Source organism: Pseudomonas sp. HMSC066A08, from assembly GCF_001813025.1.
GTDB lineage: Bacteria > Pseudomonadota > Gammaproteobacteria > Pseudomonadales > Pseudomonadaceae > Pseudomonas > Pseudomonas aeruginosa.
Genome location: NZ_KV811287.1, coordinates 93633 through 110484, shown reverse-complemented (window position 1 = coordinate 110484; position 16852 = coordinate 93633). Strand labels below are relative to the sequence as shown.

The window sequence follows — 16852 nt, the reverse complement described above, 5'->3', positions numbered from 1 at the left end:
CGGGTTTCGCCGCAGGCTTGGCCGCCGGTTTCGCAGCAGGCTTCGCCGCCGGCTTGGCTGCGGGCTTCGCTGCCACGGTTTTCGCCGCAGGCTTGGCCGCCGGTTTCGCAGCAGGCTTCGCTGCCGGCTTGGCCGCAGGCTTCGCCGCTACGGTTTTCACCGCAGGCTTGGCTACCGCCTTCGCAGCAGGTTTGGCCGCGGGTTTCGCCTTGCGGCTCTCCAGAGCCTTGCCAGCGGCTTCCTTCACCTTGCCGACACCCTGCGCCAGCTTGAGGCTTTCCTGTACGTCACGCTTGAGGCCGACGATGTAGGTACGGGTGTCCGCCTGCCGGGCCTTCAGGGTATCCAACGCTTCTTCCAGGTCGCTGATGGTCTCGCGCGCCTTGGCCTGTGCCTTGGTCTTGCCGGCCTTGGCAGCATCCTGCAGCTTGGTGCGAGCCTTGTGCAGTTTTTCCTGGGCTTTGCCACGTTGCTTTTCAAGTTTGGCCAGGAGCTTTTCCGAATCGACCAGCGCTTGTTTGCACGCACCTTCCAGGTGCTCGACAAGGCTGTGGGAAAGTTGCTGCAACAGGTGCAAGGGGGTGGTGACGGGCTTCTTGTTGGCCGACATGACGTGCCTCCAGGCGGACGTGGTTGCGCCCATACTAGACCCGCGCACCCCCTCTCGCCAACGGGTTCGATGTGCTACAAGCGACGTGCGCCAGGATTGCCCGCCGATTCGTCTGGAGAAACCGCATGCCGCGCCGCCTTTTCATCGGTCTTTTTCTACTGCCGCTGCCGCTTTTCGCCACGCCCCCCAAGGACGAACTGGCCTATGCCGTAGGCGCCCGCCTGGGTACGCGCCTACAGCGGGAAATGCCCGGCCTAGAGCTATCCGGACTACTTCTCGGACTGCGCCAGGCCTATCGCGGCGAGGCACTTGAAATCCCCCCCGAACGCATCGAACAACTTCTGCTGCAACACGAGAACGCCACGACGGAAACACCGCGGACCACACCCGCCGAGGCGCGCTTCCTGGCCAACGAAAAAGCCCGCTTCGGCGTCCGCGAATTGACCGGCGGCGTCCTCGTCAGCGAATTACGTCGTGGCCAAGGTAACGGCATCGGCGCGGCAACCCAGGTACAGGTCCGTTACCGCGGCCTGCTCGCCGACGGTCAGGTGTTCGACCAGAGCGAAAGCGCCGAGTGGTTCGCCCTGGACAGTGTGATAGAGGGATGGCGCACAGCGTTGCGAGCGATGCCTGTCGGCGCGCGCTGGCGAGTGGTGATTCCTTCGGCGCAAGCCTATGGCCACGAAGGCGCTGGCGACCTTATCCCGCCCGACGCTCCGCTGGTCTTCGAGATCGACCTGCTGGGCGTCCGCTGAAATGCAAAAACGGCGCTCTCCCGCATGGAGACGCGCCGTTTCGTAACGACTCGCCAGTGAATCAGACCGGTACTGCCGAACCCTCTGCGCCGCTCTGGCTGTGGGCGTTGTGCAGGACTTCGATGAGGCAGTCCTCCAGCTCGAAGCGTTCGTGCAACTGTTGCCGCAGGACCTTCAGCTCCGCGATGAGGCAGGCTCCTTCACGGCAATCGCCGTTGTCGCAGCGGTCGTTGAAGTTCAGCGCGGATTCGGTGATGGCTTCCAGCCGGGGGAAGATCTGCTTGGCCAGCTCCAGGCCACGCTGATCGCCGAAGGCCTTGCCTTCCGCCGTCAGTTGCTCGTAGACCTCGAAGTGTCCGGCAGATACGTAGTCCAGCAGCAATTGGCAAAAATGCTGGAGTTCTTCGGCGTTGGGCGCCGGTGCCTGAATACCGCTCAGGGCATCGAAGGCCTGCACCAGTTGCTGGCGCTCATGCAGCCAGCGATCGATCAACTGGTGCACACCCCCCCACCGCTCTTGGGCATTACGGCAGCTTTCGAGCATGTTGTCCTCGCTTCCCTCTTCGGACGTCCCGGAGAATCATCGTCCGCTCCGAGACGCATTGCTGACGCACTCTCTGCGCTCTGTGGGAGAACGCCTGTGCAAGGGGCGAACTCCGGCGCTACGGAAAGCCAGATTATGCCCCCGGGATGACCCCATCAAGACGCCCGTACAGAAAAATTCATACGGATGTTTGATCGGTATCCCGCATCCGCTCTGGTTTTCGCCAAATCGATACGGCCGACGCTCGAGAGCTGACGAAAAGCCACGGGACAGTCCGCATCAGGCACGTCGGAGGAACTGCACGATGGAGAAACCGAGATAGGCCACGAACGCCAGCAGGCTCCATTCCGGAATGCTCAGTGTGAACAGCGTCCAGCTCACCTGGGCACAATCCGCGGTGCCATGCAGGACCAGGCGGATCACTTCCTGGAAGGGAAGCGCCTGCATCATGTAGTCGAGGCTGGGCAGGCAGGCCGGCAGTTGGTCCAGCGGAACGGTCTGCAACCATACCTGGCGGGCGGCCGTGGCCCCGCCGCCGAGAGCGAGCAGGAACACCAGCACGGAGCAGATACGCCGCCCACGCAGGCCGGGCCCCTGGATCGCGCCAGCGAGGCAGGTCAAGCCGATCAGGATGAAGAAGATCCGCTGCACGACGCACAGCGGGCAGGCCTCCAGGCCAACCACATGTTCCAGGTACAGCGCCCCGCCCATGATGGCGACGCAGGCCAGGAACGCGAGAAGGAAAAGCTGACGGGGGCTGGCCAGGGGCATGGCGGATCCACAGGTACACAGGGGAAAGGCCGCCTACGGTAGTGGAAAGCCTCCGGCCGTTTCAAGCCGCAAGGCAGCTCTGCGGCAAGGCATCCCGAATCATGCCGGGCACCCGCGACAAGCCGCCACAGTCCTGCCGATGGAGCCGAATGGGGAACGCCACCCGGCGTTCCCCATGCTCAAATGCCCGCCACCACCACTGGCAGCCCCGGAGTACGCCGATCGAGCAGGACCAGGCCCTCCTGGAACAACTGGTTGCTGCGCTCGACCTCGCCGAGCTGCGCCAGCAGGCGTCCCAGCTCGGCGCAGGTCTCGGCACTGCGCTGGAAGCTCAGGCTGGCCTCCAGGTATTCCCGGGCCTTGCCCCAGAGCTTGTTGATCAGGCACAGGCGCCCCAGGGTCAGCAGCAGGCCGGGATCGTTCGGATGTTCCTTGAGCCAACCTTCCGCGGCCTGCAATTGCTTGCCCGGATCGCGCCCGCGCACCTGCCCGTAGAGTTGCACCAGGGTCGCGTCGAAGCCTTGCTTGAGCGCATGGCGGAGGACTTCTTCGGCCTCTTCCTCGGCGCCCAGACGAAGCAGTTGGGCGGCATAGCCCGCGACGATCGCCGGGTCTGCACGCAGCGCCGAAGGCACGTTCTGCCAGCGCTGGGTCAGCGGCTGCAACGCCGTCTCGCCCTCGTTCAGTCCACGCTCGCCGGCTTCCTGCAAGGAAGCCACCCAGGCACGGCGTTCGAGGTCGCGCAGTTCGGAATCCTTCAGCACACGCTCCTTGCGCAGCTCCGGCAGCAGGACGCAAAGGGCCTGCCAGTCGTGCTGGGTGACGTACAGCTGCTGCATCAGCCGCAATACCGTGCGGTGCTGCGGCTGGAGCCCGTGCAGCTCTTCGAGGGTATTACGTGCCTGCGGGTAGTCGCCGCGATTGATCAGCAGTTGCGCACGGGTCAGGCCGACCAGCAACTGGGCATCCGGCTCGCGCTCGCGGGCCCGGTTCAGCAGGTCGTCGGCCTCGTCGTAGCGTTCGAGTTCGTTGGCGGCCCGCGCCGCGCCGAGGTAATGCATCAGCGGCCGCTCGCCCATCTCCGCCGCCCGCCGCAAATGACGCAGTGCCTGCGGCCAGTTGCCTTCGCCGAGATCGCGCAGGCCGCTGTGCTCGGCCATCTGCACGCGACGCCGGCGGTTGTAGCGCGACCAGGGGTTGACCACCCGCCCCGAACTGCCGAGCAGGCGCAGGACCAGGCGCACCAGCACCACCAGCAGCCAGACCACCGCCAGCAGGGCGAGGAACGACCACAGGCTGGATTCGTAACGGAAGCTCTTGTAGGCGATCAGCACATAGCCGGCCTGCTCGGAGATCGCCAGCCCAACCAGCGTGGCGACCAGCACCACCGCCAGGACCAGGAGGTAGATACGTCTCATGGACGGCCCTCCGTGGCCGGAGCCGCCTGCGCCTCGGGCACCAGGTTGCCGGCCGCCTCGCGGCGCGACACATAGGCCTGCAAGGCGCTCAGGGCCGGTGCGAGGTCAGGGACCTGCACGGTGACCGGCTGCTTCGCCAACTCATCGATACGCAACTTCAACGCGCGGCTGTCGGCCAGCTCTACGTTGAAATAGCCGTCCAGCACGTCCTGGGCCTGCTTCAGCGCCTGCTGGTAGACTTCCTGCTTGCCATTCAGCGCCGCCCACTGGGCCTGCTCCAGGGCCAGGCCGATGGTCAGGCGCACCTGCGCCAATTGCTCGCCGGCCAGCAGCGGACGAATGTCCTCGCCGGCATTGAAGTCGATACGGATGTAGCGCGAGATCTTCTCCCACCAAAGCTCCCAGGTGCTGTTGCCGTCGCCCCAGGCGACGTTGCTGGCAGCGCTTTCGCCTTCCTTGAAGGTCGGGGTGAGCGGCTGCAACTGGTTGACCTGCTCGCGCAGCGCCGCCAGTTGTACGAACAGCCCGGTGCGGTCAGGCTCCGGCAAGGCGCGCAGCGCCTCCAGGCTGGCCGCCAGCTTGGCGCGGGCGGCGTAGGCGCCGGGATCGTTCTGCGCGCGCAGGATATCGTCGGCGCCCTGCACCAGTTCGGTGGCGCTGCCCACGTCCTGCAGGGCGTACAGGCGCAAGCTGGCCAGACGCAGCAGGTGTTCGGCCTCGGCCAGTCGCCATTGCTGGCGGCTCTGGCCGAGGACCTTCTTCAACTGTTCGCCGAGGTGCTGCTGATCATCCTGCAGTTCCACCATCAGGCGCCGCCGCGCTTCCAGCTCGCCCGCGTTGGGCAGAGCATCCAGGCGCGCCGCCAGTTGCTGGTTGCTCTGGGCCAGTGCTTCGGTCTTGCCACGGGCGTCGTCCAGCCGTGCCAGTTGGTCGCGCTCCTTGCCCTGCAACTGCTGGACCTGCCAGAAGCTCCAGCCGCCCGCTCCCAGGCCCGCCACGCCGACCAGCAGGGCGAGCAGCGCCAGGCCGGTGCCGGCACCGGAGCGTTTGGGCGCGGGAGAAGGGGTGGAAGTGGAAGTTCTTGCGTCGTCTTGGGGAGTGACTGCTTCGCTCACAGGTCCATCCTTTGGTCAAGAAAGTTCTAGGCGGCGCTCGTCAGGGCCGCCAGCAAGGCCGGCGCGCTCGCGCCCCGGCAATCAATCACCCGTTGCGCACCCAGTTCGCGCGCCATCTCGGCGACCCGCGGGCTGGGTACGAACAGCGGCAACCGGCCTATCTCGGGCCAATCGGCTGCCGCCAACTGATACAGATTTTGCAAACCCTGTCCACTGCTGACCACCAGGCCGTTCAGGCGTTCCGCCCGCACCCTTGCCAGCAGTTCTCCGGCCGGATAGTCCGGAGCCCGGCGCCGGTAGAGTGGCAGGTAGTCCACCTGCACGCCTTGGCCGCGCAGGCGCTCGGCGAGGAATTCTCGGCCACCTTCGCCGCGCATGATCAGTACTTTCGGATCGTGCACGCGCAGGGAATCCTGGAACGCCGGCAGCGCCAGCAACGCTTCGCTGTCGTCGCCCTGTTCAGGGTAGGTTACGTCGAGGCCGTAGGCCTCGAGGATCGCCGCGGTCGCCGCGCCGACGCTGCACCAGGTCTGCTGCGGCGGCTGCGGCCAGTAGCGGTCGAGCCGCTCCAGACCCAGGCGCGCCGCCGGCTTGCTGACCACCACCACCGCGCAGTAGCGGTCCAGGTCGAGCATCAGCGTACGCTGCTCCGGGGTTTCTTCCAGCGGATCGATCGCCAACAGCGGCAGGCTGCTGCTATGGACGCCCGCCTCGCCGAGGCTGGCGGCCAGCGCCGCGCACTCCTCGTCGGGGCGCGTCAGCAGGAGCCGCCAGCCGCTCACGGATGACCGGCCTCGCCGTAGACGGCTTCGAGAATCGCTTCGGCGCCCTGTTCCAGCAGGTCCTCGGCCACCCGCACGCCCAGCGCCTCGGCTTCCGCCAGTGGCGCCCGCCCCTCGGCGCGCAACAACTGGGTGCCATCAGGCTGGCCGACCAGGCCGCGCAGCCACAGCTGGTCGCCCTCGCGGATGGCGTAGCAGGCGATCGGCACCTGGCAACCGCCGTTGAGTCGCTTGTTCAGCGCGCGCTCGGCAGTGACCCGCAGAGCCGTGTCGGTATGGTGCAAGGGTTCCAGCAAGGCATGCAGGTCGCTGTCGGCAGTACGGCACTCGATGCCGACGGCGCCTTGTCCCCCGGCGGGCAGGCTGTCGTCGACACTGATCGAGGAGCGGATGCGCGACTCGAAGCCGAGGCGGATCAGGCCTGCGGCGGCGAGGATGATCGCGTCGTATTCGCCGGCATCCAGCTTCGCCAGGCGGGTATTGACGTTGCCCCGCAGGAAACGGATCTGCAGGTCCGGCCGGCGCGCCAGCAGCTGCGCCTGGCGGCGCAGGCTGGAGGTGCCGACCACGCTGCCGGCGGGCAGTTGCTCGAGGCTGGCATAGGTGTTCGAGACGAAAGCGTCACGCGGGTCTTCGCGCTCGCAGATGGTGTAGAGGCCGAGCCCCTCGGGAAAGTCCATCGGCACGTCCTTCATCGAATGCACCGCGATGTCGGCGACGCCTTCGAGCAGGGCGGTTTCCAGTTCCTTGACGAACAGGCCCTTGCCGCCGATCTTCGCCAGCGGTGCGTCGAGCAGCTTGTCGCCGCGACTGGTCATCGGCAGCAGGGTGACGGTCAGGCCGGGATGCGCCTGTTCCAGGCGCGCCTTGACGTATTCGGCCTGCCACAAGGCGAGGGCGCTCTGGCGGGTGGCGATGCGGATTTCGCGGGACGACATGGGATATTCCGTGCACAGGGATACGCCCATGATAACAGTTCGAACCCGAGTGCGCGGACGCTGGGCCCGATAGCCGCACCCGGGTCGCTGGCGAACCGCCGACCGCCGTCAGAGCTGATGCATCAGACGCCTGACCCCGGCCACGTGCCGCCGGCTGACGGTCAGCGCATCGCCGTCGAGGCCTTTCAGGTAGAGCTGGAAATGCCCCAGCGGCGTACGCTGCAGGCGTTCGATCCGTTCGCGGGCAACCAGCGCGTTGCGGTGGATGCGCACGAAGCGCTCGCCGAACTCGTCTTCCAGCGCCTTCAACGGCTCGTCCAGCAGCACCTCGCCCTGCGCATGGCGCAAGGTCACGTACTTGTGGTCGGCAATGAAGAAGATCACCTCTTCCAGCGGGATCAGCTCGATCCCCTTGCGGGTCCGCGCACTGATGTGGCTGCGCGGACCGCTGCCGCCGGAGGCCGGGGGCTTGGTCAGCGCGGCCAGTTGCACGCGGTTCGGTCGCGAGGCTTTCTTCAACGCCTCGGCCAGGTCTTCGCTGCGCACCGGCTTGACCAGGTAGCCCACGGCGCTGACCTGGAAGGCTTCCAGGGCGAATTCGTCATGGGCCGTGCAGAAGATCACAGCCGGCGGCGCTTCCCGCTCGCAGAGTCTGGCCGCGACCTGGAGGCCGTCCAGACCGGGCATGCGGATATCCAGCAGGACGATATCGGGCTTGAGGCTGTCGATCAGCGTCAGCGCTTCTTCGCCATTGCTGGCCGAGGGCTCGAGGACGCGATAGCCGTCCAGTTGCCCTACCAATCGGGCCAGGCGCTCTCGCGCCAGAGGTTCGTCATCGACAATCAGGACATTCATAAGCTCAGGCTTCCTGCATGAGTCGCGCACATGGATAGCGTAGACAGGTGTAGTGCCGTCCGTCACGGCGCTCGACGCTGAGACTCGCTTTAGGCCCGAAAAGTGCCCCAAGTCGTGCATCGATATTGTGTAACGCCTGTCGCGTGCCTTTCGACGGGGGCGACTCGAGCGCCTCGTCGTAGGGGTTGCTCACACATAGCTGGAACACTCCTTCACGATAAACCGCCTCGACCTGCACCAGGCCACCTTCGACCCGCGGCTGGATGCCATAGATAAGCGCATTTTCCAGCAGCGGCTGCAAGGTCAGTTGGGGGATCGGCAGGTTGGCCGGCACCCCGTGCACCTGCCAGTCCAGTTGCAGGCGATCGCCAAGACGATACTGCTCAATGGAAAGATAGCGCCTTGCCAGCGCCAGTTCCTCCTCCCAGGAAACTAAAGTGCCGGGCTTCGCCAGGCTGGCCCGGAACAGGTCGGACAGGTCAAGCACCGCATGCTCGGCCTTCAGCGGGTCCAGCTCGATCAGGCTGGCGATGCTGTTCAGGCTGTTGAACAGGAAGTGCGGGCGAATCCGCGCCTGCAGCGATTCCAGGCGCGCCTGCAACTCGGCCTGCTGCTGCCGGCGCCACTGGCTCTGCAGGTAAAAGTAGCGCAGCACCAGGGCGGACATGATCAGCGCGATCAGCGCGTGCCGCAGATACAGATTGACCTCGCCGGCACGCGTCAGTTCTCCGCCCAGCTGATAGTGCTCGGCGACCGCCGTGCAGCCCAGAGTGAGGGCCACCACCAACAGGCAGCAGGCACTCCCCGCCAGCGCCACCGGCAGGCGCGCGAGCAATGGCCGCAGGCGGCAGAACAGCGCCGCCGAGAGCAGTACGATCCACTGCACGAACAGCGACGCCAGGGCCAGGCGCACCCAGTTGAAGCTCGGCGTCATCGGCTCCGCCAGCACCAGCACGAGCACCAGCAGCTCCGCCAGCAGCACCAGGGTGAACAGGGCTTCGGCTTCGCAGAGCTCGGGAATGAAGAAGTCGTCTTGGACGGCCGGCCGGGGCGAGCGGCCGGGCTTGAATCGGATAGGCATCGACAGAGTTTCCGCAAGGCCCGTGGCGCCCGCAAGACAGCCGCGGGCGTACGGGCGAAATAAAGCACCGAAATGCCATCTGCCGCAAAAAACCGCGAAACAGCGCTCGTTCCGGCTTCGTCGACGAGCCGCCGGTTTTTCCTCCCGGCCTGCTATCATCGTCGCACTTTGCCCGTCACGCAGGCCGCGCGGCCTGTCCGTTTCTTGTTGCAGCGAGAGATACCATGAGCGTAGAGAAGACCAACCAGTCCTGGGGCGGCCGCTTCAGCGAGCCCGTCGACGCCTTCGTCGCCCGTTTCACCGCCTCCGTCGACTTCGACAAGCGTCTCTACCGCCACGACATCATGGGCTCCATCGCCCACGCTACGATGCTGGCCAAGGTCGGCGTGCTGAGCGACGCCGAGCGCGACGCCATCGTCGAAGGCCTGCAGCAGATCCAGGCGGAAATCGAGACCGGCAGCTTCGACTGGCGCGTCGACCTGGAAGACGTGCACATGAACATCGAGGCACGCCTGACCGACCGCATCGGCGTCACTGGCAAGAAGCTCCACACCGGCCGCTCGCGCAACGACCAGGTGGCCACCGACATCCGCCTCTGGCTACGCGACGAGATCGACACCATCCTCGGCGAGATCACCCGCCTGCAGGAGGGCCTGCTGGGCCTGGCCGAAGCGGAAGCCGGCACCATCATGCCCGGTTTCACCCATCTGCAGACCGCCCAGCCGGTGACCTTCGGCCACCACCTGCTGGCCTGGTTCGAGATGCTCGGCCGCGACTACGAGCGCCTGGTGGACTGCCGCAAGCGGGTCAACCGCATGCCGCTCGGCTCGGCTGCCCTGGCCGGCACCACCTACCCGATCCAGCGCGAGATCACCTGCCAGTTGCTGGGCTTCGACGCGGTTGGCGGCAACTCCCTGGACGGCGTCTCCGACCGCGACTTCGCCATCGAATTCTGCGCCGCCGCCAGCCTGGCGATGATGCACCTGTCGCGCTTCTCGGAAGAACTGGTGCTGTGGACCAGCGCACAGTTCCAGTTCATCGACCTGCCCGACCGCTTCTGCACCGGCTCCTCGATCATGCCGCAGAAGAAGAACCCCGACGTGCCGGAGTTGGTACGCGGCAAGTCCGGCCGGGTATTCGGCGCCCTCACCGGCCTGCTGACCCTGATGAAAGGCCAGCCGCTGGCCTACAACAAGGACAACCAGGAAGACAAGGAACCGCTGTTCGACGCCGCCGACACCCTGCGCGACTCCCTGCGCGCCTTCGCCGACATGGTCCCGGCCATCAAGCCCAAGCGCGAGATCATGCGCGAGGCGGCCCGCCGCGGCTTCTCCACCGCCACCGACCTGGCCGACTACCTGGTGCGCAAGGGCCTGCCGTTCCGCGACTGCCACGAGATCGTCGGCCACGCGGTGAAATACGGCGTGGACAGCGGCAAGGACCTCGCCGAGATGAGCCTCGACGAGCTGCGCCGCTTCAGCGACCAGATCGACGCCGACGTCTTCGACGTACTGACCCTGGAAGGCTCGGTCAACGCCCGCGACCATATCGGCGGCACCGCCCCGAACCAGGTCCGCGCCGCCGTCGCCCGCGGCCGCCAGTTGCTCGCCGAACGCTGAGGCTTGCGACAATCCGACCTCGCACCCAGCGGGTCGGGCGACACACGGAGCGCAGCCGAGGCGCTCCGTATCCCCACATCCACAGCCGACGACGCTCCGCCAGCTATGCTTTCGGAAACGACGGGCGCTCAGCGCACGCCAGTCGCCGAAGCCTCTCGCCGTACCTCGGTAAATATCTCGATGATCGAGCGTTGCGGATCACGCTGTCGCAAGGCCCTCACCCATTGACTCTGACGTTGCAGCTCCTCGCTGGGCCTGACCCACTGTTCGGATGGCAGGGGCTGTGACCAGGCACGCATGGCCTCGGGCAACTCCTGGCGTTGCATGCGCTTGACCCGGCGGATTTCCCATTCGACTAGATGGAATGGCAGCGTCCATAAGTCCATTGCGTGGTAGAGATACCAACCGACCATATACCAACGCCCTACTTCACCCTCCCGGTAGCGACGATGAGCACGAGCGCGGGCATTGCGGAAGGTGTGCAGCCCCTCGTGAGGCGGGTCGTCCGGGCCTTGCAGGTCGAGTGGGTCCTGGATCTCCTTGAGGCTGTGCAGCTCATGCTCCATATAGGCTCGGATGGCCTCCCAGTTGGCGATGGCCAGAGGCAGGCCGGCACAAGGGAACTCCAGGGAGAAGTCCTCGCCGCTGGCGGCATGATGGAAGCCCACACCCATGCCATATTGGCGCTGGATGCCGTACTGAGTGGCACCCTGGGCCTGGATCACCCAGGCCGATAGGGACTCCCAGGGGACGAAGATGGGGGCGGAGTGGCTTTCTGGGACGAAGCAAACTTCGCGGCGCTGACGATTGAAGCGAGTAGGGATTATCTTTTTATACTTAATATGATTGAACCACCATGCGCTTAACAAGATAAGAAAGCCAAACAGCGCACACCCCGAGCCATATGTTATTCCTATATTAAACATCCCTACAGCCAACTGCTTAGCCGTGCCTATATCACCACCTAACAAAGGCGTGCCGACCATTATTAGAGTTGGAATTAAAAAAACAGATATTATCCAGATAGTAAATGGCCCCCCTAATCTGACCTGCCAGGCAAATGCATTGGGCAGCCCCGTCCCGAAGTCAAGATAAGTATCATTCATTTCCCCCACGGCATGAGAATAGTCCTGTGCGGGCTGGGCTGTAGGTAGAGGTAAAGGCGCGAGATAACTGACCAGCCCACTGGAAAAGGGAACCACATCACCTGCTCGGTGGCTCTCCATCAGTCGCAACGGCGGCACATCCATGGGCTTATCGTTCTGGAGCATCGGCAAAATCCGGCAGCAAACGGGGGTCAATTAGCATCCAGGATGCTTCCTGCCCCTGGATACGTTGTGGCGAAGCAGGATAGTCTCCTTCGCTGTGTGGCGACAGGCGAACCATGTGCCGATCGGCATGATATTGACCCTGCGGGTTCAGTCGTTCGATCTGTACAGTCAGTAATAGATCCTCCGTGACCGAGCCCCCGGTCACACCTTCCAGCGGCGCTAGCCGCGGCACCAGCAACACCAACGGTTCGACGGACGCGACCTGTAGACTGTCGCCGACAACTTCGGTGACGGGGAACCAACGCACCATGGGCGAACCTCTTTCGTATTTCACGCTACGAATGCGGTAGGCCGCCAGGCTCAAGCGTACTTCAGGACGCCCGGCCAAAGTCTGCTGCAGTGCTCCCAGACTGATACCAGGCAAGACTAGGCTGATCTCCGCGCTGGCAGGCGAGGAGAGCAGGTCTCGCCACCAACTGCCATGACTCGCGTGCTTGACCTCACCTCTTGGCGTCTGGACGATCCCCAGAAGTCGTTGCTGATAGATTTCCAGGGACTGATTCAGACGCCCTCCGATGTCACGGCTCCAGGGTGTGCTGAGCAACCAATCGTCATGGGGCGTGGTATTACTGCGGTTATACCAATAGGTTCCTACCAGTTCGAGAGCGGTGAAAATGGCGCCGGCGATATTGAATCGAGCAAATATGCTCGACAGTCGCGTGCCAGCTAATGCCCAGGCTGTACGCTCGGCGGCAGGTGTTGCAGCCCTGAGCACACCTTTTAAAGCATACCCCGTATGCCATACCCCGTAGGCGCTGCTGGCCAGCATTCCGCTGGAGCCAACCATAGCTAAAGTGGCACCTTGCTGAGCTTGAGCATTTCCGCTGCGTATAGCACCAAGCCATTCGCCATAGTGGGTTTGAGTAGCAACAGCTGCTGCAAAAAAACCTGCCGCATATCCCACAAACCCTAGGCGTAAGTGCAGTCTTCCCATTTGTACATGAACAACTTCCACAGCGTGGTTTTGCAGCCCCTGTGCCAACTGAGCACTTCTGGCCTGAAGAGCTGTATCGGCAATGGCCTGAGCTGCCGCTACGCCCGCAGATATTGTGGTGAAAATAGAACCAGCCAGCGGCATTAGCTCACGCTTATCCGGCGAAGTCGCGATAACCCCCCGCCATACCTGCACCATATTGACAAATTGCGCCACAAACACCGCCAGACCAATTCCATCGCCCACCTTATTGAACACGGCTGCGCTGTTATAGCCATTGCGCAGGTTACGGATACCACTGGCAACTTCCTGTAACTGTGCAGACGGCAGGATCAAGGTGATTCCGGCGCGGCCTGGTGTCGCACCGGCGAGACGGATGCTGTTGTCCGGAAGCTCGGCGATCGGGCTGAGGGCGGCGGCCAGGCGCGGCTCCAGGGCGTTGAGCTGGAGGCGGACACGCTGGATGTCGGCGAGCAGGGCGCGGGCGTCCGTCGACTTGTGTCCGGCATGGCTCTTCACCTGCTTGCGCTGGCGGACCAGCCGGCGCAGTTCCGCGCGCTGTTCGAGCACTTCCTTCAGGTCGGCCTGGAGGATGGCCTTTTCCGCTTCGCTGGCAATGGTGAAGGTCACCCCTTCGCGGACCGCAGCGTCGAGCAGGCGACCGGGAAGGGCCTTGGGCAGCTTGCGGAACAGCGCGTCGAGATCCGGCGCCTGCTGCTGGCCTACGCTCTTGAAGAAGCCCTCCATGGTCCGGCTGATGCCCAGGGTCAACGCCGGGTTGAGCGTGGCCTGGGCGCTGTCGGCAAGCGCTCGGGTAGCCTCCGGCAAGCCGTCGAGAGCGGGCAGCTTGCCCAGCTCCAGCGAGTCGCGCTGCTGCGCCCACTCTTTCAGCTTGGAGAGCCAGAGATGGCCGGACGGCCCGAGCTGCGCGTATTGCGCGATCAGTTCGGCCTGGATGTTCAACGGCAGAGTCTGGAACAACGGGCGATCGTATTGCGGGTTTTCCTCCAGGAAGGCGAGCACGGCCTCGCTGGCCTCGTCGCTGCGGCAGATATCCTTCAGGCAGGCGTACTGGGTGGCGAAGGCCAGTCCCAATTGCTCGGCCTGCTGGAAATCGTAGTACCAGGCGGCGCGATGGAATCGCTGCTCGGTAAGCATCTGCGTGCGGTCTGCGCTGATCTGCTCGAGCAGGGCGTTCCAACGCGCCAGGTTGGGCCTGTTGGCGGCGAGGAAGGCATCCATGGCGGGACGGTCGATCAGGTCGTCGATTCCACGCTGGCCGAACTTGGCGCCATGCAGCGCGTCGTCGACCTTTTCGCCGTGGCTCTTCTTCAGGCGGATCAGGGCGTCCAGGTTGCGTTCGACGAAGGCAGGATCGGCAGCCGCCATTTTCCGCTTGGTGAAGTGTCGCTCCACAGGTCTGTGCAGCGGCTCCGGCATGGCGGGGTCCATCGGCTTCGGCAACGGCTCGCCGTTGAGGTAGTCCAGCAAGGCCTGGCGCGATCGCTCCCGCTCGGGAGGTGGCAGCCGGTCGAGATCGTCGAACAGCGGCTGGGCACCCTCGTCGGCCAGCTTGGGCAGTTCCGCGGCGCGGATCTGGGTCAACGACTCGATGTAGCAGGCGATCACGTAGTCGCGCTCGTTGGCCCCGGCCTGGGCGCCGCCCTGCAGCCATTCCTCGAGCCAGCCGACCACTTCGTCCTGATAGGCGGCTAGGTCGCGCATCACGCCGATGTCGTCGCGCAGCGCCAGGAACAGGGCATCATGCTCGTACTGCGGGAGTACCTGCGCAGTCAACTCGCCAAGCTGGGTATCGCGGAACAGCGGCGGATCCTCCCAGACGTAGTCGCGTCGTTCGTCCGGATGGGCGGCGGGTGGACTGGCCGGGCGCTGCTGGTGGGGCGGGAAACGCTGCTGGCCCTGCTCGTCGCGATGCACCTTGTTCTGCACCACTTCGGCCAGCCAGGTTTCCGCCTGCCGTCGGGTCAGTAGATGCGGCCCCCCCTGCTGCGGGTCGGCGCGGCGCAGATCGACGGCCTGCATGAAGTGCTCGCGGTCCTTCGGACTGGCGAGCACCTGCATGCACTTGCGCGCGGTCCATTGCAGTTCCGAGTAGGCCACGTACAGGATGCTGGTACGGGGAAAGACCAGTTGGGGCTCGCCGACCGCACGACTGCGTACGTCGGCGCGAACCTCGGCGTCCTGCCACAGCAGCTTCTCGATGGCGCCCTTGTCGATGCGGTATTCATGCAGCTTTCCGGTTCCGCCGTCGATCACGTAGAGATAGCCATTGCGCACCAGCCGCAGCCCCAGCGGCCGGCTTTTCAGGGCGAAAGGCATCGCCAGCTCGGCGCTCGGATCGACGCCTTCGGTCAAACCGTAGCGCAGCGGCAACAGCTGCACCTTGGCGTTCATCAACGGACAGGTGCCGCTCGGCGAACGACTATCGCTGGACGAGGCTTCGTTTGCCGCCAGGTTGGCGCTGTCTCGCCGGGGTGTGGCCTGCGCAGTCATGAATGCATCCTTTCTGTCTCGGCGGCGCGATGCTCCGCCAGCTCGGCCGCAGCGGCCACCCGCTGCGCCGGGGATTGGCTAGAGGGACCATCGAGCAGCAAGGCGATGTCCGCATGCGCGTCCAGCGCATCCTCGCCCAGGTAGCCGAAGATATTGGCGTAGAGCAGGATTTCCCGCGCCGAGCACATCCCGCGACGGTAGGCCTGCTCGGCCAGCATACGCAGGTGCTGGAAGCGCTCTCGGCCGCGCAGGGCCGGGCGATAGCCAGGGAAATACAGACTCATGTGGCGATCCATATCCATGAGGGTCTGGCGGAAGCTGACTTCGCCAAGTGCATCGAATTCGGCCTCGCTCAGACGGTAGGGCTGCGTGCGGTCGCGAGCGATCGCCGAACCGCTTCGCCGGTGTTGCCACCAGCGGGTTTCCAAGGCATCTGGAGCACATACCTGCTCGATAGGACCGAACAGTTCCATGCGTTCATGTTCCAGCAGGCTATGCATCACTGCCGGGTCGGCCAGGCGCAGCAGCACCGGCTCGCCATGGGGAGGTTGGACGCACAGAAGGCCCCGCAGGTGCTGCGACAAGGTCGGCAAGCTGACCCGGGCGAAGAGCAGGTAGCCCCATTCCTGTGCGGCGTTGTCGAGGAACGCCTGCAGGATAGGGTCCTGGCTGCCGTCGAGGGCGACCAGGCAGGGCGACAGGTCCAGCAGTTCCTGCCAGCGGCTGTCGTGGTACAGCGGCTCGAAGGTCGGAGTATCGCTCCATTGGTAGAGCTTGCGCGGCAGTTCCGTGACGCTGACGCCATCGAGCAGCAGGTAGGCATTCAGCGTCCAGGGCAGGTCGGCGGGCAAGGCGAGCAACATCGGTTCAGTGCGCATCGGTTTTCGCCCTGGCCGCTTCGCAGATGGCGCAGATCGGTTTCTTCTGCAGCAAGGCCTGGCGCTGCGCGCGGATCAGCAGGTCGCCCGGCTTGTCCGCATCGGCCTGCCGCAGCGGCCCCGGCAACAGCGGCGCCGCGCCGCTGCCGCTGCCCGGGCTGCCGCCGGAGTTGACCCGGACGTTGGCCCCGGAGAGGGTCACGCCGCCGGCGTCGAGCTTGAGGAAGCTGCCGCCGCCCTTGAGGGTCAGTTCGGCGCCGGCCTCCAGCACCACCTTCAGGCCGCTGCTCAGGTGGATCTCCTGGCCGGCCTCGACGAACTGGCCGCTGGCGATCTTCAGGTGCTGGTCGTTGGCTACCGTGAGGTGGTCGCTGGCGCGGACTTCCACCTTGCGCTCGGCGTGGGTGGTGCGGTGTTCCTCGGCCTTGAGTTCGGTGTAGGCGTTGCCCTCGACCGTATCGTGGCGCTCGTGGCCGACGCGGATCTTCTGGTCGTGCTCGATGTTCTCGTCCCAGTCGTGCTGGGCGTGGACGAAGATCTGCTCCTGGCCCTTGCGGTCCTCGATGCGCAGCTCGTTGTAGCCACCGCCGCCAGGGCTGCTGAGGCTCTTGAAGACGCTGCGGGTCTTGTGCGCCGGCAGTTCGTAGGGCACCGGGTGTTCCTTGTGGAACAGGCAGCCGCTGACCAGCGGCTGGTCGGGATCGCCT

13 protein-coding genes and 2 pseudogenes are annotated in these 16852 nt (G+C 65.0%); 2 read left to right on the top strand and 13 right to left on the bottom strand.

The window, feature by feature from the left end; translation table 11 throughout:
• Positions 1-610 (bottom strand): annotated as a pseudogene (gene algP, locus HMPREF2886_RS09215) (alginate regulator AlgP); the annotation flags it as partial.
• Between the two features lie 125 nt (positions 611-735).
• On the opposite strand from algP, the gene HMPREF2886_RS09210 reads away from it, so the two are divergent.
• Positions 736-1365 carry an FKBP-type peptidyl-prolyl cis-trans isomerase gene (locus HMPREF2886_RS09210; protein ID WP_042164497.1) on the top strand — a complete coding sequence of 210 codons (630 nt, stop codon included), beginning with the start codon at positions 736-738 and terminating at the stop codon, positions 1363-1365.
• 61 nt (positions 1366-1426) lie between these two features.
• Here HMPREF2886_RS09210 and rsd read toward each other — a convergent pair whose 3' ends face one another.
• The 8 genes from rsd to algZ all read right to left on the bottom strand — a co-directional run bounded on the left by rsd (position 1427) and on the right by algZ (position 8869).
• The gene (rsd, locus tag HMPREF2886_RS09205; RefSeq protein ID WP_003120370.1) at positions 1427-1909 is read right to left on the bottom strand and encodes a sigma D regulator; all 483 of its coding nucleotides are present in this window, start codon (positions 1907-1909) and stop codon (positions 1427-1429) included.
• Between the two features lie 279 nt (positions 1910-2188).
• The gene (locus HMPREF2886_RS09200; RefSeq protein ID WP_033976971.1) at positions 2189-2680 is read right to left on the bottom strand and encodes a disulfide bond formation protein B; all 492 of its coding nucleotides are present in this window, start codon (positions 2678-2680) and stop codon (positions 2189-2191) included.
• A gap of 179 nt (positions 2681-2859) precedes the next feature.
• Entirely contained in the window at positions 2860-4098 is a 1239-nt protein-coding gene (locus HMPREF2886_RS09195; protein ID WP_003096390.1) for a heme biosynthesis protein HemY, read from the bottom strand.
• On the bottom strand, positions 4095-5213 hold the full coding sequence (locus HMPREF2886_RS09190; protein ID WP_070747182.1) for a uroporphyrinogen-III C-methyltransferase: 1119 nt from the start codon (positions 5211-5213) through the stop codon (positions 4095-4097). The genes HMPREF2886_RS09195 and HMPREF2886_RS09190 overlap by 4 nt, the downstream gene beginning before the upstream one ends.
• Positions 5214-5239: 26 nt before the next feature.
• Positions 5240-5995 carry a uroporphyrinogen-III synthase gene (locus HMPREF2886_RS09185; protein ID WP_003114032.1) on the bottom strand — a complete coding sequence of 252 codons (756 nt, stop codon included), beginning with the start codon at positions 5993-5995 and terminating at the stop codon, positions 5240-5242.
• On the bottom strand, positions 5992-6933 hold the full coding sequence (gene hemC / locus HMPREF2886_RS09180) for a hydroxymethylbilane synthase (protein ID WP_057388070.1): 942 nt from the start codon (positions 6931-6933) through the stop codon (positions 5992-5994). The genes HMPREF2886_RS09185 and hemC overlap by 4 nt, the downstream gene beginning before the upstream one ends.
• A 108-nt stretch (positions 6934-7041) precedes the next feature.
• Complete coding sequence (algR, locus tag HMPREF2886_RS09175) at positions 7042-7788, bottom strand: alginate biosynthesis regulator AlgR (RefSeq protein WP_003096397.1); 747 nt, start codon at positions 7786-7788, stop codon at positions 7042-7044.
• A gap of 4 nt (positions 7789-7792) precedes the next feature.
• Complete coding sequence (algZ, locus tag HMPREF2886_RS09170; protein WP_033976977.1) at positions 7793-8869, bottom strand: alginate biosynthesis two-component system sensor histidine kinase AlgZ; 1077 nt, start codon at positions 8867-8869, stop codon at positions 7793-7795.
• A gap of 224 nt (positions 8870-9093) precedes the next feature.
• Here algZ and argH point away from each other — a divergent pair, with 224 nt between their 5' ends.
• A complete protein-coding gene (gene argH / locus HMPREF2886_RS09165; protein ID WP_057388071.1) occupies positions 9094-10488 on the top strand; it encodes an argininosuccinate lyase in 1395 nt (464 codons plus the stop codon).
• 128 nt (positions 10489-10616) lie between these two features.
• Here argH and HMPREF2886_RS09160 read toward each other — a convergent pair whose 3' ends face one another.
• The 4 genes and pseudogenes from HMPREF2886_RS09160 to HMPREF2886_RS09145 all read right to left on the bottom strand — a co-directional run.
• Positions 10617-11759, bottom strand: coding sequence for a hypothetical protein (locus HMPREF2886_RS09160; protein ID WP_228240855.1), 1143 nt, complete (start codon positions 11757-11759; stop codon positions 10617-10619).
• Positions 11743-15267, bottom strand: coding sequence for a toxin VasX (locus HMPREF2886_RS09155; protein ID WP_070747180.1), 3525 nt, complete (start codon positions 15265-15267; stop codon positions 11743-11745). The genes HMPREF2886_RS09160 and HMPREF2886_RS09155 overlap by 17 nt, the downstream gene beginning before the upstream one ends.
• Positions 15264-16145, bottom strand: a complete 882-nt coding sequence (locus HMPREF2886_RS09150; RefSeq protein WP_033970682.1) for a DUF4123 domain-containing protein — start codon at positions 16143-16145, stop codon at positions 15264-15266. The genes HMPREF2886_RS09155 and HMPREF2886_RS09150 overlap by 4 nt, the downstream gene beginning before the upstream one ends.
• A pseudogene (locus HMPREF2886_RS09145) lies at positions 16135-16852 on the bottom strand (type VI secretion system tip protein VgrG); the annotation flags it as partial. The pseudogene HMPREF2886_RS09145 and the gene HMPREF2886_RS09150, both read right to left, overlap by 11 nt.

Coding starts and splice junctions, on each gene's coding strand:
- HMPREF2886_RS09210 (WP_042164497.1), top strand. CDS start 736: ATGCCGCGCCGCCTTTTCATCGGTCTTTTTCTACTGCCGCTGCCGCTT.
- rsd (WP_003120370.1), bottom strand. CDS start 1,909: ATGCTCGAAAGCTGCCGTAATGCCCAAGAGCGGTGGGGGGGTGTGCAC.
- HMPREF2886_RS09200 (WP_033976971.1), bottom strand. CDS start 2,680: ATGCCCCTGGCCAGCCCCCGTCAGCTTTTCCTTCTCGCGTTCCTGGCC.
- HMPREF2886_RS09195 (WP_003096390.1), bottom strand. CDS start 4,098: ATGAGACGTATCTACCTCCTGGTCCTGGCGGTGGTGCTGGTCGCCACG.
- hemC (WP_057388070.1), bottom strand. CDS start 6,933: ATGTCGTCCCGCGAAATCCGCATCGCCACCCGCCAGAGCGCCCTCGCC.
- algR (WP_003096397.1), bottom strand. CDS start 7,788: ATGAATGTCCTGATTGTCGATGACGAACCTCTGGCGCGAGAGCGCCTG.
- algZ (WP_033976977.1), bottom strand. CDS start 8,869: ATGCCTATCCGATTCAAGCCCGGCCGCTCGCCCCGGCCGGCCGTCCAA.
- argH (WP_057388071.1), top strand. CDS start 9,094: ATGAGCGTAGAGAAGACCAACCAGTCCTGGGGCGGCCGCTTCAGCGAG.
- HMPREF2886_RS09160 (WP_228240855.1), bottom strand. CDS start 11,759: ATGCTCCAGAACGATAAGCCCATGGATGTGCCGCCGTTGCGACTGATG.
- HMPREF2886_RS09155 (WP_070747180.1), bottom strand. CDS start 15,267: ATGACTGCGCAGGCCACACCCCGGCGAGACAGCGCCAACCTGGCGGCA.
- HMPREF2886_RS09150 (WP_033970682.1), bottom strand. CDS start 16,145: ATGCGCACTGAACCGATGTTGCTCGCCTTGCCCGCCGACCTGCCCTGG.